Source organism: Bacillus sp. FSL W8-0629, assembly GCF_038593225.1.
Taxonomy (GTDB): Bacteria; Bacillota; Bacilli; order Bacillales; family Bacillaceae; genus Bacillus; species Bacillus altitudinis.
Genome location: NZ_CP151975.1, coordinates 690546 through 707664 on the forward strand (window position 1 = coordinate 690546; position 17119 = coordinate 707664).

The window sequence follows — 17119 nt, forward strand, 5'->3', positions numbered from 1 at the left end:
TATCCTAAACCGTATCACACTTCACACCAACAACGCCTTCTAAATCTTTAATATCAAAGTACACATCGGTTGTATAGCGGTCTTTATGTACGCGAACACGTACTTCCATGATCGGATAGTCCTTTTCCTTTAAATCATCAATACGTACAGAATGAATACGAATATTGAGTGCTTTCATTTCTTTTAAAATCTCTGTCATACGGTTTCGATCAGAAAGTGACATTCTGATGCGGATTTCTTTTTCCTGTAAGCGAATGGGTCCAATCCGCTGGAAGAGCCAAGGTAAAAATTCCACACTGACAAGAATAAAGAAAAGACTAAGGAAGGCTTCTTTATAAAAACCTGCACCTGTTGCAACCCCAAGTCCTGCTGCTCCCCAAATCATCGCAGATGTCGTAAGACCTGAGATGACGTCATTGCTTTTGCGAAGAATCACACCTGCTCCAATAAAACCAACACCAGATATAATTTGCGCCGGTAACCTGAGTGGGTCCATTTGAAGCTTAGAGACTCGAGGGAAATTGTAGGCTGCATCAATGCTGATGATGGTTAATACGCAGGAGCTGACAGCAATGACAATACACGTTTTCAGCCCAAGCGGCTTTTTCTTAAGTTCGCGTTCAAGACCGATGATCAAACCGATTAAGGTGGCAACGGCTAATTTTAAGACCGTATCCCATTCAATTGTCCAAAACATGCGTATCGCTCCTTTCACTTCATGTACGTTTCACATCATGTATATGATCTTCTCACAGCCCATATGGCTGCACAACTTCTATTTTATTCAGAAACGGGAGAAAGAAAAGCATTTTATTTAAAAATAAAGAGAGTCATCCGCATAATGCAGATGACTCCTCATGTCTGGTTATTTTGTTTCTTCTTCGAGATGGTCTTCCATTTTGCTAAATAGCTTTTTAGAAGCTTTAGACGGTTTATTTGTTAAGAGGCTGACAATAATAGCAGTCAAACCACTTAAAATAAATCCAGGAACCATTTCGTACAATCCAGTCGTGTTGTTTAAGCCTGTTGAAATCCAAACGAGAACGACAACAGCCCCAACAATCATTCCGGCTAAAGCGCCATGATGATTCATTCGTTTCCAGTATAGACATAACAAGATGACTGGACCGAATGAAGATCCAAACCCAGCCCAAGCATAACCGACAAGGTCAAGAATGGTATCACTTGGGTTTAGAGAGAGACAAATGGCAACAATCGCTACGACTAGTACAGAGATACGTCCAATCATCACAAGTTCTTTGTCAGAGGCTTTTCTTCTAAAGAATGTACGGTATAAATCCTCTGTCATCGCACTTGCAGTGACAAGTAGCTGAGAAGAAATTGAACTCATAATTGCAGCTAAAATGGCAGAAAGTAAAAATCCAGTAATATATGGATGGAATAACACTTTAGAAAACACAATAAAGATGGTTTCTGGGTCTGCCAAAGTGGTGCTTGTTTCATGAACATACGCCACGCCGACTAAACCGACAGATAGTGAACCAATGACAGACACAATCATCCAGCTCATACCGATACGACGTGCTGGCTTTAAATCTTTTACAGTCGTAATCGCCATAAAGCGAACAATAATGTGCGGCTGTCCAAAGTAACCGAGTCCCCAAGCGAGGAAGGAAATAATGCCAATGACGCTCGTTCCTCTAAAAATATCAAGCAATTTAGGGTCAATCTGTTGAATATCATTGAATGTGGCAACAGGTCCACCTAATTGAGTAAAGGCAACGATCGGCACGAGCACTAATGCTAAAAACATAATAGCTCCTTGAACAAAATCAGTTAAACTAACTGCCAAAAAGCCGCCGAATAGTGTGTACAAAATTACGATACTAGAAGTTAAGATTAAACCAAACATATAATGAGCACCAAACGCTGATTCAAATAAGCGTCCGCCTGATACCATACCTGATGAGGTGTAAAGCGTAAAGAAAATCATAATGATGACAGCTGAGACAGCTTTCAATAAAGTAGATGAGTCTTTAAACCGTTTGTCAAAAAAGTCTGGAATGGTAATCGCATCATCAGCAACTTCTGTATACGATCTCAATCGTGGCGCTAGGAATAGATAGTTTAAGTAAGCCCCACTAATTAAACCAACAGCAAGCCATCCAGATGAAAGACCAGTTGTATACATAGCGCCTGGAAGCCCCATCAGCATCCACCCACTCATATCAGCTGCACCAGCAGATAGAGCCGTTACATAAGGACCTAACCCGCGTCCGCCTAACATATAATCATTCAAGTCATTTGTTTTTCTGAATGCATACCAGCCAATAGCAAGCATTCCAATAAAATAAATAGATAGAGAAATTACAATCTCAATACTCATGTTTCCATATCACCTTTTTCGTATTAATTTGACATCACCTCAATCAAAATATACAAAGAACAGCCTATTGAACTGTCTGCTCACTGCTATGGTTACTTAACCTATCAGAGTATTCCCAAGTGATCAACCTTCTTAAACATCTTTATCTTTAAGAAAAAATGCACGGATCGGTGATAAGCGTCTATATGTATGCGTTTACAAAAATAAACTAAAGTAAAAATTTTCTGAAAAATAAAAAGGTACTTCGATGAATATTTTAGACACTGGCTGCACCACAATGACATATTAGGGGATAAAGCCTTTCTGGGCGACCTCGTAAAGTTGCTTTAGAACAGTAAAATTTGATATGATAAAGTGTATATGACTTATGATCATGACCACGAACACGTATCATTTTTGGAGGTGAACCTGCATGTCAAGAATTTCAATAGAAGAAGTAAAGCATGTTGCGCATTTGGCACGGCTTGCGATTACAGAAGAAGAAGCTGAGATGTTTACAGAACAGCTTGATAGCATCATTTCATTTGCAGAGCAGTTAAACGAGGTAGATACGGAAAACGTTGAACCAACAACACACGTATTAAAAATGAAAAACGTCATGAGAGAAGATGTTCCGAATAAAGGTCTTTCCATTGAGGCAGTCATCAAAAACGCGCCTGATCATAAAGACGGCTATATTCGTGTGCCATCAATTTTGGACTAAAGGAGGCCTGAGGCATGTCACTGTTTGACCACAAAATTTCTGAATTAAAAGAGCTTTTACATAAAAAGGAACTGTCTGTTTCTGATTTAGTGGACGAGTCTTATAAACGAATCCATGAAGTAGACGGGAAAGTACAAGCATTCCTAGCGCTGGACGAAGAGAAAGCACGTGCGTACGCAAAAGAATTGGACGAGGCCGTTGGTGAAAAGGACGAGCTTGGTCTATTGTTCGGTATGCCGATCGGTGTCAAAGATAACATCGTGACGAAAGATTTACGTACAACGGCATCAAGTAAAATCTTGCAAAACTTCGATCCTATTTACGATGCAACCGTTGTGAACCGCTTAAGAGAAGCGGAAGCTGTCACAATCGGTAAATTAAACATGGACGAATTTGCGATGGGATCTTCTACGGAGAACTCAGGCTTCAAAGCAACGAAAAACCCGTGGAATTTAAATACAGTTCCAGGTGGGTCAAGTGGTGGCTCAGCAGCATCTGTTGCAGCTGGAGAAGTACCATTCTCTCTTGGATCAGATACAGGCGGCTCCATTCGCCAGCCGGCATCATTCTGTGGTGTTGTTGGTCTTAAACCAACGTATGGCCGTGTATCTAGATACGGTTTAATCGCATTTGCTTCATCATTAGATCAAATTGGGCCGATTACGCGTAATGTTGAGGACAACGCATATGTTCTTCAAGCGATTTCTGGTGTTGATCAAATGGACGCAACGAGTGCAAATGTCGATGTCCCAGATTTCCTTTCTTCATTAACTGGCGACATCAAAGGCTTGAAAATCGCTGTGCCAAAAGAATATCTTGGCGAAGGTGTTGGCGAAGAAGCAAAAGAGTCTGTTCTTCAAGCGTTGAAAGTATTAGAAGGACTTGGTGCGACATGGGAAGAAGTGTCTCTGCCGCATTCTAAATATGCGCTTGCGACGTACTACTTACTGTCATCTTCAGAAGCATCTGCAAACCTTGCGCGTTTTGACGGTATTCGCTATGGCTACCGTACAGACAATGCAGACAACTTGATTGATTTATATAAAAATACCCGTTCTGAAGGCTTTGGAGACGAAGTGAAACGCCGCATCATGCTTGGCACATTCGCTCTAAGCTCAGGATATTACGATGCATACTATAAAAAGGCACAAAAAGTCCGTACGCTGATCAAAAAAGACTTTGAAGATGTTTTCGAAAAGTATGATGTCATTGTAGGACCAACAACACCAACTCCGGCATTTAACATTGGTGAAAAGACAAGCGATCCACTCACAATGTATGCAAACGATATTTTAACGATCCCTGTTAACCTTGCAGGCGTTCCAGGAATCAGTGTGCCTTGTGGATTTGCAAATGGTCTTCCATTAGGACTACAAATCATTGGTAAACACTTTGATGAAGGAACCGTTTACCGCGTGGCACACGCTTTCGAACAAGCAACAGATCATCATAAAGCAAAACCTGAACTGTAAGGGGTGAATCAGAATGAACTTTGAAACGGTAATTGGACTTGAAGTCCACGTAGAGCTCAAAACACAATCAAAAATTTTCTCAAGCTCACCGACGCCTTTTGGTGCGGCTGCCAATACGCAAACAAGTGTCATCGATCTTGGTTATCCTGGCGTACTGCCTGTGCTGAACAAAGAAGCGGTGAACTTTGCGATGAAAGCAGCAATGGCACTGAACTGTGAGATTGCAACTGATACAAAATTTGACCGTAAAAACTATTTCTATCCTGATAACCCAAAGGCGTATCAAATTTCTCAATTTGATAAACCGATCGGTGAAAACGGCTGGATTGAAATTGAAGTAGACGGCAAAACAAAACGAATTGGTATTACACGTCTTCATTTGGAAGAGGATGCAGGAAAACTGACGCACACAGGCGACGGTTATTCACTCGTCGATTTCAACCGTCAAGGAACACCACTTGTTGAAATCGTATCTGAGCCTGACATTCGTACGCCAGAAGAAGCGTATGCTTACTTAGAAAAATTAAAATCCATTATTCAATATACAGGCGTCTCTGACTGTAAGATGGAAGAAGGCTCACTGCGCTGTGATGCCAACATTTCTCTTCGTCCGATCGGCCGTGAAGAGTTTGGAACGAAAACAGAGCTGAAGAACTTAAACTCATTTGCTTTCGTCCAAAAAGGTCTTGAGTTCGAAGAAAAACGCCAAGAGCAAGTATTGCTTTCTGGCGGCTTGATCGAACAAGAAACTCGCCGCTATGACGAAGCGTCTAAAAAGACGATCCTCATGCGTGTCAAAGAAGGTTCTGATGATTACCGCTACTTCCCAGAACCAGATTTAGTGGAGCTGTATATTGATGACGAGTGGAAAGAACGCGTAAGAGCATCCATTCCAGAGCTTCCAGACGAGCGCCGCAAACGCTACATTGATGAACTTGGACTTCCTGCATATGACGCAATGGTACTGACGCTGACAAAAGAAATGTCTGATTTCTTTGAAGCGACCATTTCAGAAGGTGCTGAAGCGAAGCAAGCATCAAACTGGCTCATGGGTGAAGTATCTGCCTACTTGAACTCGGCTCAAAAAGAGCTGGAAGATACGAAGCTAACGCCGCAAGGACTGGCTGGTATGATCAAGCTTATCGAAAAAGGAACGATTTCTTCTAAGATTGCCAAAAAGGTATTCAAAGAACTTATCGAAAATGGGGGCGACGCAGAAACAATCGTCAAAGAAAAAGGACTTGTCCAAATTTCTGACGAAGGTGCACTGCTCAAACTTGTCACAGAAGCACTTGATAACAACCCGCAATCCATTGAAGACTTCAAAAATGGAAAAGACCGCGCAATTGGTTTCTTAGTCGGACAAATCATGAAAGCATCGAAGGGCCAAGCAAACCCGCCGATGGTCAACAAGATTCTTCTCGAAGAAATCAAAAAACGATAAATTGCAAAAACCGCCTCATGGAAGAGGCGGTTTTTTTGTTGATGGATATGACAGGGTCTTATCACAGATTCAGACCACCGCCGTATATCAATTCATTGGTTCTTTTTTTATAATGAAGCATAAGCTTTAGCACATATTCGAAGGGGATAAAGGTGAACTAAAGTGAACATCGCCACGTATTGTCATTGGAGGAATAGCTTCAATTGTTCCACAGCTCTTTGGACAGCGGAGTCCTCACACGTTTCTAAATTTGTCAGCATCCCTTGAATGACCGGCTTGCGAGGCTCAGCTTTGGCCAATTCTTCTTCAATAACTTCAATGGATACAAGGGTATCATCCGAAAGCAGATGCTCAGATTTTAACAATCGAAGCTCTTCTTGAAGAGTAGCGGCATTTGGCGCTTCATCATCCCAAATGTTTTGCTTCAGAATCGGCTTCGCATGAGAACGGAGAAGCCCATGCACCAAATCATCAAATCGGTCGAGAATAAAGGATGAGAGCTCATCACATGATAATTGCATCTGATCTTGCAAAAGCAGTACCTGCACATAAGATTGGATAATTCCTTGAATCATGACTGACAGGTCAGTTATATATGGTTCGATCTCCTGTCCATACGTGGTCAAAATAGAAATTTGGATTTCATCATTCATCTGTTTTTTAACCGTTTTGGAATACTTTTTAATTTGCTGGTTTTCCGGAATAATGTTCTCGCTGAGGATCAAAATGATAAAATCCTTGTTCTCAGCAAAGTGCTGGAACTGTTCAGCGATTTGTTTCTGAAAGATATCTCTAGGCGCAAGATGTTGATTTTCTTTTCGAATCTTTTCAATACTTTGCATAGACGTGTCGATATAATATTCAAACGCTCTGTTGAAAAGCTGTTCTTTTGATTTGAAATGCAAATAAAATGCACCTTTAGAAATTCCGCATTCATCTGCAATTTCCTGAATGGTCGTAGAAGAAAAACCTTTTTTCGCAAACAACTGAATGCTTGCTTTAATGATCTTTTCTTTTTTTTCGTTCATGAAATAAGGCCCCTTCAGCTTTAGAATGTTACGTCAAACGCAAGTGAAATGGTTGACGGCATTGTATATCACCGTTTATTATGATATAGAATGACCAGTCAGTCAATACATAAAGGAAAATGGAGGACATAATGAATTCGATCATCAATTTTGTATTAAAGAACAAGTTCGCTGTATGGCTCATGACGATTATCGTAACAGTTGCTGGTCTATATGCCGGATTGAATATGAAACAAGAATCAATCCCAAATATCAACACTCCAGTCATTACGGTTTCTACAACGTATCCTGGCGCAACGCCGGACGAAGTATCAGATAAGGTGACAGATCCAATTGAGAAGTCGATACAAAATCTCAATGGGGTGAATGTGGTCACTTCTAATTCTTTTGAAAATGCCTCATCGATTCAAATCGAGTACGATTACAATAAAGATATGGATGAAGCAAAGAAGGAAATTGAAGATGCCATTAGCAATATCAATTTCCCAGAAAATGCAGAAAAACCAAAAATCGCACGTTTTAGCATCAATGCGATTCCAATCTTAGCTCTTAGTGTCTCTGGTGATAAAGAATCATTACAAGACCTGACACAAAAAGTGGAAAATGACCTTATTCCTTCTCTTCAAGGCTTAGATGGTGTCTCTTCTGTCGAAGCTTCTGGACAACAAATCAAAGAAGTAGAATTTTCTTTTAAACAAAAGAAATTAAAGGAATATGGTTTAGATGAAGAAACTGTCCAAAACATGATTAAAGGCTCTGATGTCAATGTACCTTTAGGGTTATACACATTTGGCAACAAGCAAAAATCAGTCGTAGTGGATGGCAATATTTTAAGTGTTAAAGATTTGAAAAACATGCGAATTCCTGTTACACCAAGTGCAAGCGGCGGTGCGGGAAATGCAGGAGCTCAAGGTGCTGATCAACAGGCTGGAAGTGCAAGTCAGCAGCAGGCAGCAGCTCAGCAGCAAACTGGTGCAGGTGCAGCAAGCGGTCAATCGGTAGAGCTGCCGACGATCAAACTTTCTGAGATTGCAGATATTAAAGTCGTGAAAGATGCAGAATCGATTTCTAGAACGAACGGAAAAGACAGTATCGGTCTGCAAATTGTCAAAGGCTCTGATGCCAACACAGTGAGTGTAGCAGAAGCAGTCACAAAAGAACTTGAAACATTCAAAAAAGACAATAAAGGAATCAAAGTCAGCACGACATATGATCAAGCAGAGCCGATTAAAGAATCTGTCAGCACAATGCTGAACAAGGCGATCATCGGAGCAATCTTTGCGATCATTATCATCATGTTGTTCCTTCGAGATATCAAATCAACATTAATTTCGGTCATCTCTATTCCGTTATCCCTGTTGATTGCTGTTTTATTATTAAATCAGCTAGATATCACATTAAATATCATGACACTTGGTGCCATGACAGTCGCCATTGGACGTGTTGTCGATGACTCGATTGTCGTCATAGAAAACATCTATCGACGAATGGCGTTAAAAGATGAACCGTTAAAAGGCAAAGCACTCGTTAGAGAAGCAACAAAAGAAATGTTTATTCCGATTATGTCTTCGACGATTGTCACAATTGCGGTATTCTTGCCATTAGCGCTAGTGGGTGGAATGATTGGTGAACTATTCATCCCATTTGCATTAACCATTGTGTTTGCTCTAATGGCTTCATTACTTGTCGCCATTACAATCGTTCCAATGATGGCTCACAGCCTATTTAAAAAGAACCTGTACGGCAAAGCGAAAAAGGTAAAAGAACACAAACCAAGCAAACTTGCTGGTGGTTATAGACGTGTACTCAATTGGACATTGAACCATAAATGGATCACGTCAGGAATTGCGATTTTGATGCTGGTCGGAAGCTTATTCCTCGCACCACTTGTCGGTGTTAGCTTCTTACCACAGGAAGCAGAAAAAACGGCAATGGTGACATACACGCCAGAGCCTGGACAAACGAGAGAACAAGCCATTGCTGAAACGAAAAAGGCAGAAGATTACTTAATGAAACGGGATCATGTCAATACGGTTCAATATTCATTAGGCTCTTCAAATGCACTGACAGCAAGTGTTGGTGGAAACTCTAACGGTGCATTATTCTTCGTACAATACGACGATGACACACCGAACTTTGATAAAGAAAAAGATCGTGTGGTTAAAGCCCTTCAAGACAAAACGTCTAAAGGGGAATGGAAATCACAAGACTTCTCATCTGCTGGCGCAAGCAATACAGTGACGTACTATGTGTACGGTGACAAAGCAAGTGATATTGAAGGCACAGTCAAAGATGTCGAGAACATTTTAAAAGATGAGAAGAACTTGAAAAACGTCAGCACAAGCTTATCTGAGAAGTATGACGAATATACGTTTAATGCAGATCAAGAAAAACTGGCGAAACTAGGCTTGACCGCTTCACAAATCGCACAGGCGATCGCTCCTCAAAGTAATGAAACAACGTTGACGAAAGTAACAGAGGACGGCAAAGAACTAGATGTGAAGCTTCAAACGGAAAAAGATGAATACAAGAGTAAAAAAGATCTAGAGAATAAAAAGATCACAACACCAACAGGACAACAAGTCCGAATTGGCGATGTGGTGAAAGTGAAAGATGGCACAACAGCAAACACTGTGACAAAGCGTGATGGGAAGATTTACGCTGAAGTATCTGGTGACATGACAACAGACGACGTATCAAGTGTGACACAAGATGTCCAGAAGAAAGTTGACAAGCTTGATTTAAAATCTGGCGTTACGATTGATACAGGTGGTGTAAGTGCGGATATTGAGGAATCCTTTACACAGCTAGGACTCGCAATGCTTGCAGCGATTGCTATTGTATACCTCGTTCTCGTCATTACATTTGGCGGAGGTCTTGCACCATTTGCGATTCTGTTCTCACTTCCATTTACGATTATTGGTGCACTCGTTGGATTGTTTGTAGCGAAAGAAACCATCAGCTTAAATGCCATGATTGGATTGCTGATGCTGATCGGAATCGTTGTAACAAATGCCATTGTCTTGATTGACCGAGTGATTCATAAAGAAAAAGAAGGACTTTCAACAAGAGAAGCCTTACTTGAAGCAGGTACAACAAGATTACGTCCAATCTTAATGACGGCACTTGCGACAATTGGTGCATTGCTGCCACTCGCATTAGGTTTTGAAGGCGGAAGTCAGATCGTATCAAAAGGACTTGGCGTCACCGTTATTGGCGGTTTAACAAGTTCTACACTTCTCACATTGGTCATCGTGCCAATCGTGTATGAAATCTTAAGCAAGTTTAGACGTAAGAAAAAGTACGCTGAAGAAGAGTAAGAGGAAGCCCCGCTAATAAGCGGGGCTTTTTTATGATGAAATCTGACAAACCGCTTTTCTCATAAGCTCTTCAAAGGCTTGGAAAAAGACATCTCGATCAACGTGGTCAATGACTTGAATCGATTTTCCATCTGGATGTTCTTCGGTACGTCCTTGTCTTGGCGATTCGGTATAAACAATTGCATTCATTTCTTTTGAACGGGTAAATGAGGTGGATGCAAGAGTGATCGTTGTCAGCACATCCCATAAGTAGTAAGTCGAGTTCGTTTCGTGATGAATGAGAGGCGGACAAAAGGCATAACATTGTCCAATAAAGTCAATCCCGATGTGAGAGCGAAGGGAAGCCCATCGTTGACGGACATCGAGTGTGAGCGGGACTTGATTCGTGCTTTCCAGTGCGACCATTTCAATTGGAAAACGCTCTTGAAATACGGTGCTCACAGCATAAGGGTCCCAAAAAGCATTCCATTCTGCTGTTCCATCATGCTCGGGTTCTTCGACATTGCCTTTTTCAAGGAATGTGCCGCCCATCCACACCAGTTTCTCAATTTTATTTGAGATGGAAGGATCTTCTTCTAACGCGCGTGCAAGGTCTGTAAGCGGTCCTGTAAAGAGTAGCGTAACAGGTTCGGTTGACTTTTTCACCGTTTCAATCAGGTGAAGATGTGCAGGAAGCTTAGATACTTTTGTATCAATAGCGCCTTTTTCATTTAAAATCGGCAGGGCATCTACATAAAAAGCATGCATACGCCATTCCTTTGGAAATGGATTCACACCTCTAGAATTGGAAGCAGCTACTTCAATCTCATATGGGCTAAAACGATCAATAATTTTCTGAGAAGCGCTCAGCGCAGGCTCTAAATAACAATCAGCAGGAATCACAGACATCCCGATCACTTTCAGGTGTTCCATTTGAAGAAGCAGAAATAAGGACACGAGATCATCAACACCACCGTCATGGTTGAAATAGACAGGCTTTTTCATGGCATACCATCCTTTTCATCGTTTTCTTTTATCTTATCAGAATGCTGATCTGCTGAGGGAAACGTACCGTGAGATTTCAAATATTAGGGGGTTGTTCTGTTGCCATTTTCAAATCTCATAGTATAATTAAAGGTTGTTAGTGGTGAAAATAGATTGCATAATGATAATAGGATGATGATGAATGAAACGTGCTCGAATTATATACAATCCGACATCTGGACGTGAACTCTTTAAGAAGAATTTACCGCAGGTTTTGCAAAAATTTGAACAGGCTGGCTATGAAACATCTTGTCATGCGACGACATGTGCAGGAGATGCAACACAAGCAGCCGAAAAAGCCGCACAGAGAGATTTTGATTTAATTGTAGCAGCTGGTGGAGACGGCACGATTAATGAAGTCGTCAATGGATTAGCACCGCTTGAAAAAAGACCAAAATTAGGAATCATTCCAGTTGGAACGACCAATGACTTTGCAAGAGCACTTGGCATTCCAAGAGAAGATATTTTAAAAGCGACAGATGCCATCATTGATGGTGTAGCAAAGCCGCTTGATATTGGTAAAGTGAATGGACAGTATTTCATTAATATTGCGGGAGGCGGCCGATTAACAGAGCTGACCTATGAAGTGCCTAGTAAGCTGAAAACCATGCTAGGACAACTTGCGTATTATTTGAAAGGCATGGAGATGCTTCCTTCCATTCGCCCGACAGAAGTCGAAATTGAATATGACGGCAAATTGTTTCATGGAGAAATCATGCTGTTTCTTGTTTCACTAACAAACTCAGTAGGCGGCTTTGAAAAGCTCGCACCAGATTCCATTCTAGATGATGGGATGTTTGACCTGATCATTCTAAAGAAGGTCAATCTAGCAGAAGCCATTCGAGTGGTCAGCCTTGCACTCAGAGGCGAGCATATTCATGATAACAATGTCATCTACGCAAAAGCGAATCGCGTAAAGGTAGATGTAAAAGATAAAATGCAATTAAATTTAGATGGTGAATACGGCGGCATGCTGCCAGGTGAATTTGAAAACTTGTATCGCCATATTGAATTTATTGTGCCAAAAGCAACAGCTGAAAAAATAGGGTGAAGACTGAACTTGGTTCCTTATGGCGACCAAGTTTTTCTTTGCAAATGAGGTGATAAAATTGGTGAAAATGAAACCGCCTGTTGAAAAGAATGAATACTACAATGTAACCTTCGAAGATTTAACGCACGAAGGTGCAGGTGTAGCGAAAATTGAGGGTTTCCCTGTGTTTGTACCGAATGCCCTTCCTGACGAACAAGGGAAAATCAAAGTCACACGTGTCAAAAAAGGATTTGCTTTTGGACGACTCATGGAGCTGACAAAGGAAAGTCAGCACAGGCAAGATGCGCCATGTCCTATCTATAAGCAGTGCGGAGGCTGTCAAATTCAGCACATGAGCTATGAAGGTCAGCTGCTTTTTAAACAGAAACAAGTAAAGGACGTATTGGAGCGGATCGGCAAGCTTGATATGAGCCGTGTAAAAGTTCATCCTGTACTCGGCATGGAAGACCCTTGGAATTACAGAAACAAAGCACAAGTACCAGTTGGTGAACGAGAAGGCGGACTTGTTGCAGGATTTTATCAGCAGCGTACCCATGAAATTATTGATATGGAAAAATGCTTGATCCAGCAATCAGAAAACGATGAAGTCGTTCAAGCTGTCAAAGAAATATGCCAAGCGTTCGGTATCAAAGCATATAACGAAGAACGTCATAAAGGCTGGCTTCGCCATGTCATGGTTCGCTACGGTATTGCAACAGGTGAAATGATGGTTGTGTTTGTCACAAGAACGGCTGATTTTCCGCAAAAGCAACAAGTGATTGAGCAGATTATAGCACGCTTCCCACACGTTCGGTCAATTGTACAAAACGTGAATTCAAAGAAGACAAATGTCATTTTCGGAGACGAAACGACTGTTTTGTGGGGAGAAGAATACATTTATGACACGATTGGCGACATCAAATTTGCTATTTCAGCCCGCTCGTTTTATCAAGTGAATCCAGCTCAAACAAAGGTGCTTTACGATAAAGCCCTTGAATATGCCGAGCTGCAAGGAGAAGAAACCGTGATCGATGCGTATTGCGGAATCGGTACAATTTCCTTATTTCTCGCACAAAAAGCAGGCAGAGTCTATGGCGTAGAAATTGTGCCAGAAGCAATTGAAGATGCAAAACGCAATGCTGCCTTAAACGGAATCAACAACGTTGAATTCGCAGTCGGCGAAGCAGAAACCGTTATCCCAAACTGGTACAAAGAAGGCATCAAAGCAGATACGCTAGTTGTCGATCCGCCAAGAAAAGGCTGTGATGAAGCACTGCTTGACACCATTTTAAAGATGAAACCAAACCGTGTTGTGTATGTGTCCTGTAATCCTGGGACGCTAGCTCGTGATTTGCGTATTCTTGAAGATGGTGGGTATGTGACGGAGGAAGTGCAGCCGGTGGATATGTTTCCGCATACGAGTCATGTTGAATGCGTTGCTAGTCTTGTGATTCAACAGTCATAATGTATTGAAGCATCCCGATTTCGTGATATAACACCGATATCGGGATATTTTTATTTTGGCTGCCCTTCACTTGAATACAAAACGGAAATTATAGGTCGAAAATTAATTTTTACCCCGTATTTGGTTTTGAAATGTCCTTTTTTGCAATTTTGCCTAGTTCATATTAAAGTATATAATGATAAAAATTGCTGAAAGAATTTACAGAAGGACATGCCCTAAAAGGCGCTATGTCATGAGAGGAATTGGATGAAAGATGAGTAAAAATTTCTGGCGTGATTTACCACGGCCATTTTTTATATTAGCACCAATGGAAGAAGTGACAGATGTTGTGTTTCGTCATGTTGTGAGTGAGGCGGCGAGACCGGATGTGTTTTTTACAGAGTTTACGAACAGTGAGAGCTACTGCCACCCTGATGGCATTCAAAGTGTGAAAGGCCGCTTAACGTTCACCGAGGATGAGCAGCCGATTGTTGCTCATATTTGGGGAGATAAGCCTGAGAACTTTAGACAAATGAGTATTGGAATGGCGGAGTTAGGATTTCAGGGGCTCGATATTAATATGGGTTGTCCTGTCCCTAATGTTACGCAAAACGGAAAGGGCAGTGGATTGATTCTTCGTCCAGACGTTGCGGCAGAGCTGATTCAAGCGGCAAAAGCAGGGGGATTACCTGTTAGTGTGAAAACAAGACTAGGGTTTACAGAGGTTGATGAATGGCGTGGCTGGCTCAGACACATTTTGGAGCAAGACATTGTGAATTTATCGATTCACCTTCGCACAAGAAAGGAAATGAGCCAGGTGGATGCGCATTGGGAGCTCATTCCTGAGATTAAGAAATTGCGTGATGAAGTAGCACCTGATACGCTTTTGACGATCAATGGTGATATTCCTGACCGTCAAACTGGCTTAAAGCTAGCTGAGCAGTATGGAGTGGACGGAGTGATGATTGGGCGTGGGATTTTCCATAACCCATTTGCTTTTGAAAAAGAGCCGAAAGAGCATACGAGTGACGAACTGTTAGGTCTTTTAAGATTACACCTTGATCTTCATGATCAATATTCTTCATTAGGTTTGCGTCCATTTAAGGCACTGCATCGTTTCTTTAAGATTTATGTAAAAGGATTCAGAGGAGCGAGCTTCCTAAGAAACCAATTAATGAACACATCATCAACAGATGAAGTGCGTGCAATGCTAGATGAATTTGAAGCGAGAAATCAGGAACAATCATGATCAACAAGAGGAGGGGGAACCCTTCTCTTTTTTATGAATAGGACTATTAAACTAGTTCTCTCAAATGGTAAAATGAGATAGAAATAACAATTGAAGGTATTTTATTTGAAGCCATTTTGGGATACAGACAGAGAAAGTGAAGAGACATTTAAGAAAATCAATGAAAAAGGCATTGCAAAAGCGGAAAAGAAACTAGGCATCATCTTGCCTGATACATATAAGAAACTGATTCTTGAACAAAATGGAGGTTATACCTTGCATAATGCTTTTCCAACGGACCAGCCGAATGGATGGGCAGAGGATCATGTGTCATTTGATCATTTAAGAGGAATTGCCAAAGGCGAAGGTATTATGGATAGTGATTATTTAATAGAAGAATGGGAATTGCCAGAGGGGCTTGTACTGATTTGTGGGGATGGTCATACGTGGATCGCATTGGATTATAGAGAAACAAAGGAACATCCGCCAGTTCATTACTTTGATCTAGAATATGAGACGAATTTTAAATTAGCGGATTCGTTTGATGAGTTGATTGCGGGGCATTATACCGCAGAGGATAGTGAAGAAGATGAAATGTCAGATGAAGAATGGCTGGCTGAATATGAAAAACAGAATAAACCATTATCAAAAGAAGAAGTGAAAGATATCTTTTTAACCAAAGACCCTGAGCAACTTTCAAAAATCGCGAATTTCCAAGTGAAACAAATTGATGATATCAAGTGGATTTTTTCTGAGGTAGAAACGTATATGGATAGCCTTCAGAACGAAGAAATGTTAACGACTGCTGGTTGGGCAATCAATACGATCTTTATAATGAATGACGAAATGATTAAGCAGCATGCTGATGTTGTCGAGCATGCACGTCGTTTTGCGAAGCATTTGAATCAATCAGAAATAGATGAAATGCCCCACATGGCCTTTAATATATCAATCGCATTGGAATTTGATTTAGAGGAATAAGTATCTATCATTTTAAAAATAGACCCCCTTCCTAAAAAGGGGGTCACCAATTCCTTTACTCCGCACTCTCCTCAACATCACGGCTATCTTCTGTTTCACCAATATAAATAGGACCGTTTGCATGGTCGATTCGGATTGGCCATTCGTATGGGACTTGCAGGCGTCGTGCGATGGCTCTCCAAAACTTTGCAGAATCAAATTCTAGTTCTTGAAAGTCTTTAAGCAATTCTTTATAAGAAGATCCATCAAATTGAATGTACGAGTCTTGCAGACGCATAAAGGCGTAATGTCTCACTTCTAATGCTGCCGCAGCTTCCATTTCTTCTTCTGTTGCTTCGCCAATGATTGTTCCTGCGGGTGGAAGCATGTCGTATACGTTAAATTCCTCTTCTTCTTCGTGTGCTGCATTGTGCTGTTGATCTGACATTTTGTTCACTCCTTCTAGTCTTCATCAAGCTTTTATTCGTGCTTACTTCTATTATCGGAAGGAAATGCGAAATGTGGAATGAAAAAAGAAGCAGATCCACAATACTTGCTTTTTCTTCTTGAATCTTTTATGATCAATTACAGATATAAAAGGTCTACAATAGATAGAAAGGAATGTTTCTATGAAATATTCTAAAGCGACCAACTATGCGCTGCATACGATGGTATTTTTAACCCTTGCACCAAAGGGGAAAGCAATAGGCGTTGAGCCTCTCGCCAAGATGCAAGATCTTTCACCTACCTATTTATCCAAAATTTTAACAAAGCTTGTGAAGGCGGGATTGATTGAATCAACACCTGGCGCAAAAGGTGGTTACACCATTCTGAAAAAGAAGGAGGACATTTCGTTTCTAGACGTCATTCAGGCGGTAGAAGGACAAACCCATTTATTTCGTTGTTCTTTAGAACATGATTCTTTCATGCCTCATGATGACTGTTTGATTGAACAAGTCATGCAGGATGTTGAAACGAAAATGCAGGAGACGTTAAGTCAAAAGCGGTTAGTTGATATTGCAAGTCAAATAGAGCAGACAGAAAAAAATCCATTTTTCAACATGTGATTTTTTTGAGCAAATTATAGATATTAAGAGTCTTTAAAGTCTTGGATGAAAAG

14 protein-coding genes are annotated in these 17119 nt (G+C 41.0%); 9 read left to right on the forward strand and 5 right to left on the reverse strand.

What is annotated here, in order from left to right:
• Window positions 1-4: 4 nt before the first annotated feature.
• On the reverse strand, window positions 5-703 hold the full coding sequence (locus NSQ17_RS03480; protein ID WP_169476135.1) for an MgtC/SapB family protein: 699 nt from the start codon (window positions 701-703) through the stop codon (window positions 5-7).
• 162 nt (window positions 704-865) lie between these two features.
• Window positions 866-2347: a sodium/proline symporter PutP gene (gene putP, locus NSQ17_RS03485; protein WP_061418249.1), complete on the reverse strand. Its 1482-nt coding sequence runs from the start codon at window positions 2345-2347 to the stop codon at window positions 866-868.
• A gap of 412 nt (window positions 2348-2759) precedes the next feature.
• On the opposite strand from putP, the gene gatC reads away from it, so the two are divergent.
• Genes gatC through gatB form a run of 3 tightly spaced genes read left to right on the forward strand, consistent with a single transcriptional unit; the run spans window position 2760 to window position 5966 of the window.
• The gene (gatC, locus tag NSQ17_RS03490; RefSeq protein ID WP_003213898.1) at window positions 2760-3050 is read left to right on the forward strand and encodes an Asp-tRNA(Asn)/Glu-tRNA(Gln) amidotransferase subunit GatC; all 291 of its coding nucleotides are present in this window, start codon (window positions 2760-2762) and stop codon (window positions 3048-3050) included.
• A 14-nt stretch (window positions 3051-3064) separates the two neighbouring features.
• The gene (gene gatA, locus NSQ17_RS03495; RefSeq protein ID WP_007496857.1) at window positions 3065-4522 is read left to right on the forward strand and encodes an Asp-tRNA(Asn)/Glu-tRNA(Gln) amidotransferase subunit GatA; all 1458 of its coding nucleotides are present in this window, start codon (window positions 3065-3067) and stop codon (window positions 4520-4522) included.
• 13 nt (window positions 4523-4535) lie between these two features.
• Complete coding sequence (gatB, locus tag NSQ17_RS03500; protein WP_007496855.1) at window positions 4536-5966, forward strand: Asp-tRNA(Asn)/Glu-tRNA(Gln) amidotransferase subunit GatB; 1431 nt, start codon at window positions 4536-4538, stop codon at window positions 5964-5966.
• Between the two features lie 182 nt (window positions 5967-6148).
• On the opposite strand, the gene NSQ17_RS03505 is transcribed toward gatB, so the two are convergent.
• The gene (locus tag NSQ17_RS03505; RefSeq protein WP_039168537.1) at window positions 6149-6994 is read right to left on the reverse strand and encodes a TetR/AcrR family transcriptional regulator; all 846 of its coding nucleotides are present in this window, start codon (window positions 6992-6994) and stop codon (window positions 6149-6151) included.
• Between the two features lie 131 nt (window positions 6995-7125).
• Between NSQ17_RS03505 and NSQ17_RS03510 the strand changes: the two genes are divergently transcribed.
• A complete protein-coding gene (locus NSQ17_RS03510) occupies window positions 7126-10314 on the forward strand; it encodes an efflux RND transporter permease subunit (RefSeq protein WP_342467854.1) in 3189 nt (1062 codons plus the stop codon).
• A 30-nt stretch (window positions 10315-10344) separates the two neighbouring features.
• Here the strand turns inward: NSQ17_RS03510 and NSQ17_RS03515 are convergent, their stop codons facing one another.
• Window positions 10345-11298 carry a nucleoside hydrolase gene (locus NSQ17_RS03515; protein ID WP_342467855.1) on the reverse strand — a complete coding sequence of 318 codons (954 nt, stop codon included), beginning with the start codon at window positions 11296-11298 and terminating at the stop codon, window positions 10345-10347.
• 181 nt (window positions 11299-11479) lie between these two features.
• On the opposite strand from NSQ17_RS03515, the gene NSQ17_RS03520 reads away from it, so the two are divergent.
• The 4 genes from NSQ17_RS03520 to NSQ17_RS03535 all read left to right on the forward strand — a co-directional run bounded on the left by NSQ17_RS03520 (window position 11480) and on the right by NSQ17_RS03535 (window position 16020).
• On the forward strand, window positions 11480-12388 hold the full coding sequence (locus NSQ17_RS03520; protein WP_007496845.1) for a diacylglycerol kinase: 909 nt from the start codon (window positions 11480-11482) through the stop codon (window positions 12386-12388).
• A gap of 61 nt (window positions 12389-12449) precedes the next feature.
• Window positions 12450-13832: a 23S rRNA (uracil(1939)-C(5))-methyltransferase RlmD gene (gene rlmD / locus NSQ17_RS03525; RefSeq protein WP_251211095.1), complete on the forward strand. Its 1383-nt coding sequence runs from the start codon at window positions 12450-12452 to the stop codon at window positions 13830-13832.
• Window positions 13833-14085: 253 nt separating this feature from the next.
• The gene (locus NSQ17_RS03530) at window positions 14086-15060 is read left to right on the forward strand and encodes a tRNA-dihydrouridine synthase (protein WP_017366774.1); all 975 of its coding nucleotides are present in this window, start codon (window positions 14086-14088) and stop codon (window positions 15058-15060) included.
• A gap of 105 nt (window positions 15061-15165) precedes the next feature.
• Entirely contained in the window at window positions 15166-16020 is an 855-nt protein-coding gene (locus tag NSQ17_RS03535; protein ID WP_342467856.1) for an SMI1/KNR4 family protein, read from the forward strand.
• A gap of 55 nt (window positions 16021-16075) precedes the next feature.
• On the opposite strand, the gene NSQ17_RS03540 is transcribed toward NSQ17_RS03535, so the two are convergent.
• The gene (locus tag NSQ17_RS03540) at window positions 16076-16447 is read right to left on the reverse strand and encodes a hypothetical protein (RefSeq protein ID WP_007496834.1); all 372 of its coding nucleotides are present in this window, start codon (window positions 16445-16447) and stop codon (window positions 16076-16078) included.
• 181 nt (window positions 16448-16628) lie between these two features.
• On the opposite strand from NSQ17_RS03540, the gene NSQ17_RS03545 reads away from it, so the two are divergent.
• Window positions 16629-17066 (forward strand): Rrf2 family transcriptional regulator, encoded by a 438-nt coding sequence (locus NSQ17_RS03545; RefSeq protein WP_041093161.1) that lies wholly within the window; start codon window positions 16629-16631, stop codon window positions 17064-17066.
• Window positions 17067-17119: the final 53 nt, after the last annotated feature.

Bases quoted from the DNA above. Each gene is read 5' to 3' on its own strand.
- putP (WP_061418249.1), bottom strand. From the start codon at position 2,347: ATGAGTATTGAGATTGTAATTTCTCTATCTATTTATTTTATTGGAATG.
- gatC (WP_003213898.1), top strand. From the start codon at position 2,760: ATGTCAAGAATTTCAATAGAAGAAGTAAAGCATGTTGCGCATTTGGCA.
- gatA (WP_007496857.1), top strand. From the start codon at position 3,065: ATGTCACTGTTTGACCACAAAATTTCTGAATTAAAAGAGCTTTTACAT.
- gatB (WP_007496855.1), top strand. From the start codon at position 4,536: ATGAACTTTGAAACGGTAATTGGACTTGAAGTCCACGTAGAGCTCAAA.
- NSQ17_RS03505 (WP_039168537.1), bottom strand. From the start codon at position 6,994: ATGAACGAAAAAAAAGAAAAGATCATTAAAGCAAGCATTCAGTTGTTT.
- NSQ17_RS03510 (WP_342467854.1), top strand. From the start codon at position 7,126: ATGAATTCGATCATCAATTTTGTATTAAAGAACAAGTTCGCTGTATGG.
- NSQ17_RS03515 (WP_342467855.1), bottom strand. From the start codon at position 11,298: ATGAAAAAGCCTGTCTATTTCAACCATGACGGTGGTGTTGATGATCTC.
- NSQ17_RS03520 (WP_007496845.1), top strand. From the start codon at position 11,480: ATGAAACGTGCTCGAATTATATACAATCCGACATCTGGACGTGAACTC.
- NSQ17_RS03530 (WP_017366774.1), top strand. From the start codon at position 14,086: ATGAGTAAAAATTTCTGGCGTGATTTACCACGGCCATTTTTTATATTA.
- NSQ17_RS03540 (WP_007496834.1), bottom strand. From the start codon at position 16,447: ATGTCAGATCAACAGCACAATGCAGCACACGAAGAAGAAGAGGAATTT.
- NSQ17_RS03545 (WP_041093161.1), top strand. From the start codon at position 16,629: ATGAAATATTCTAAAGCGACCAACTATGCGCTGCATACGATGGTATTT.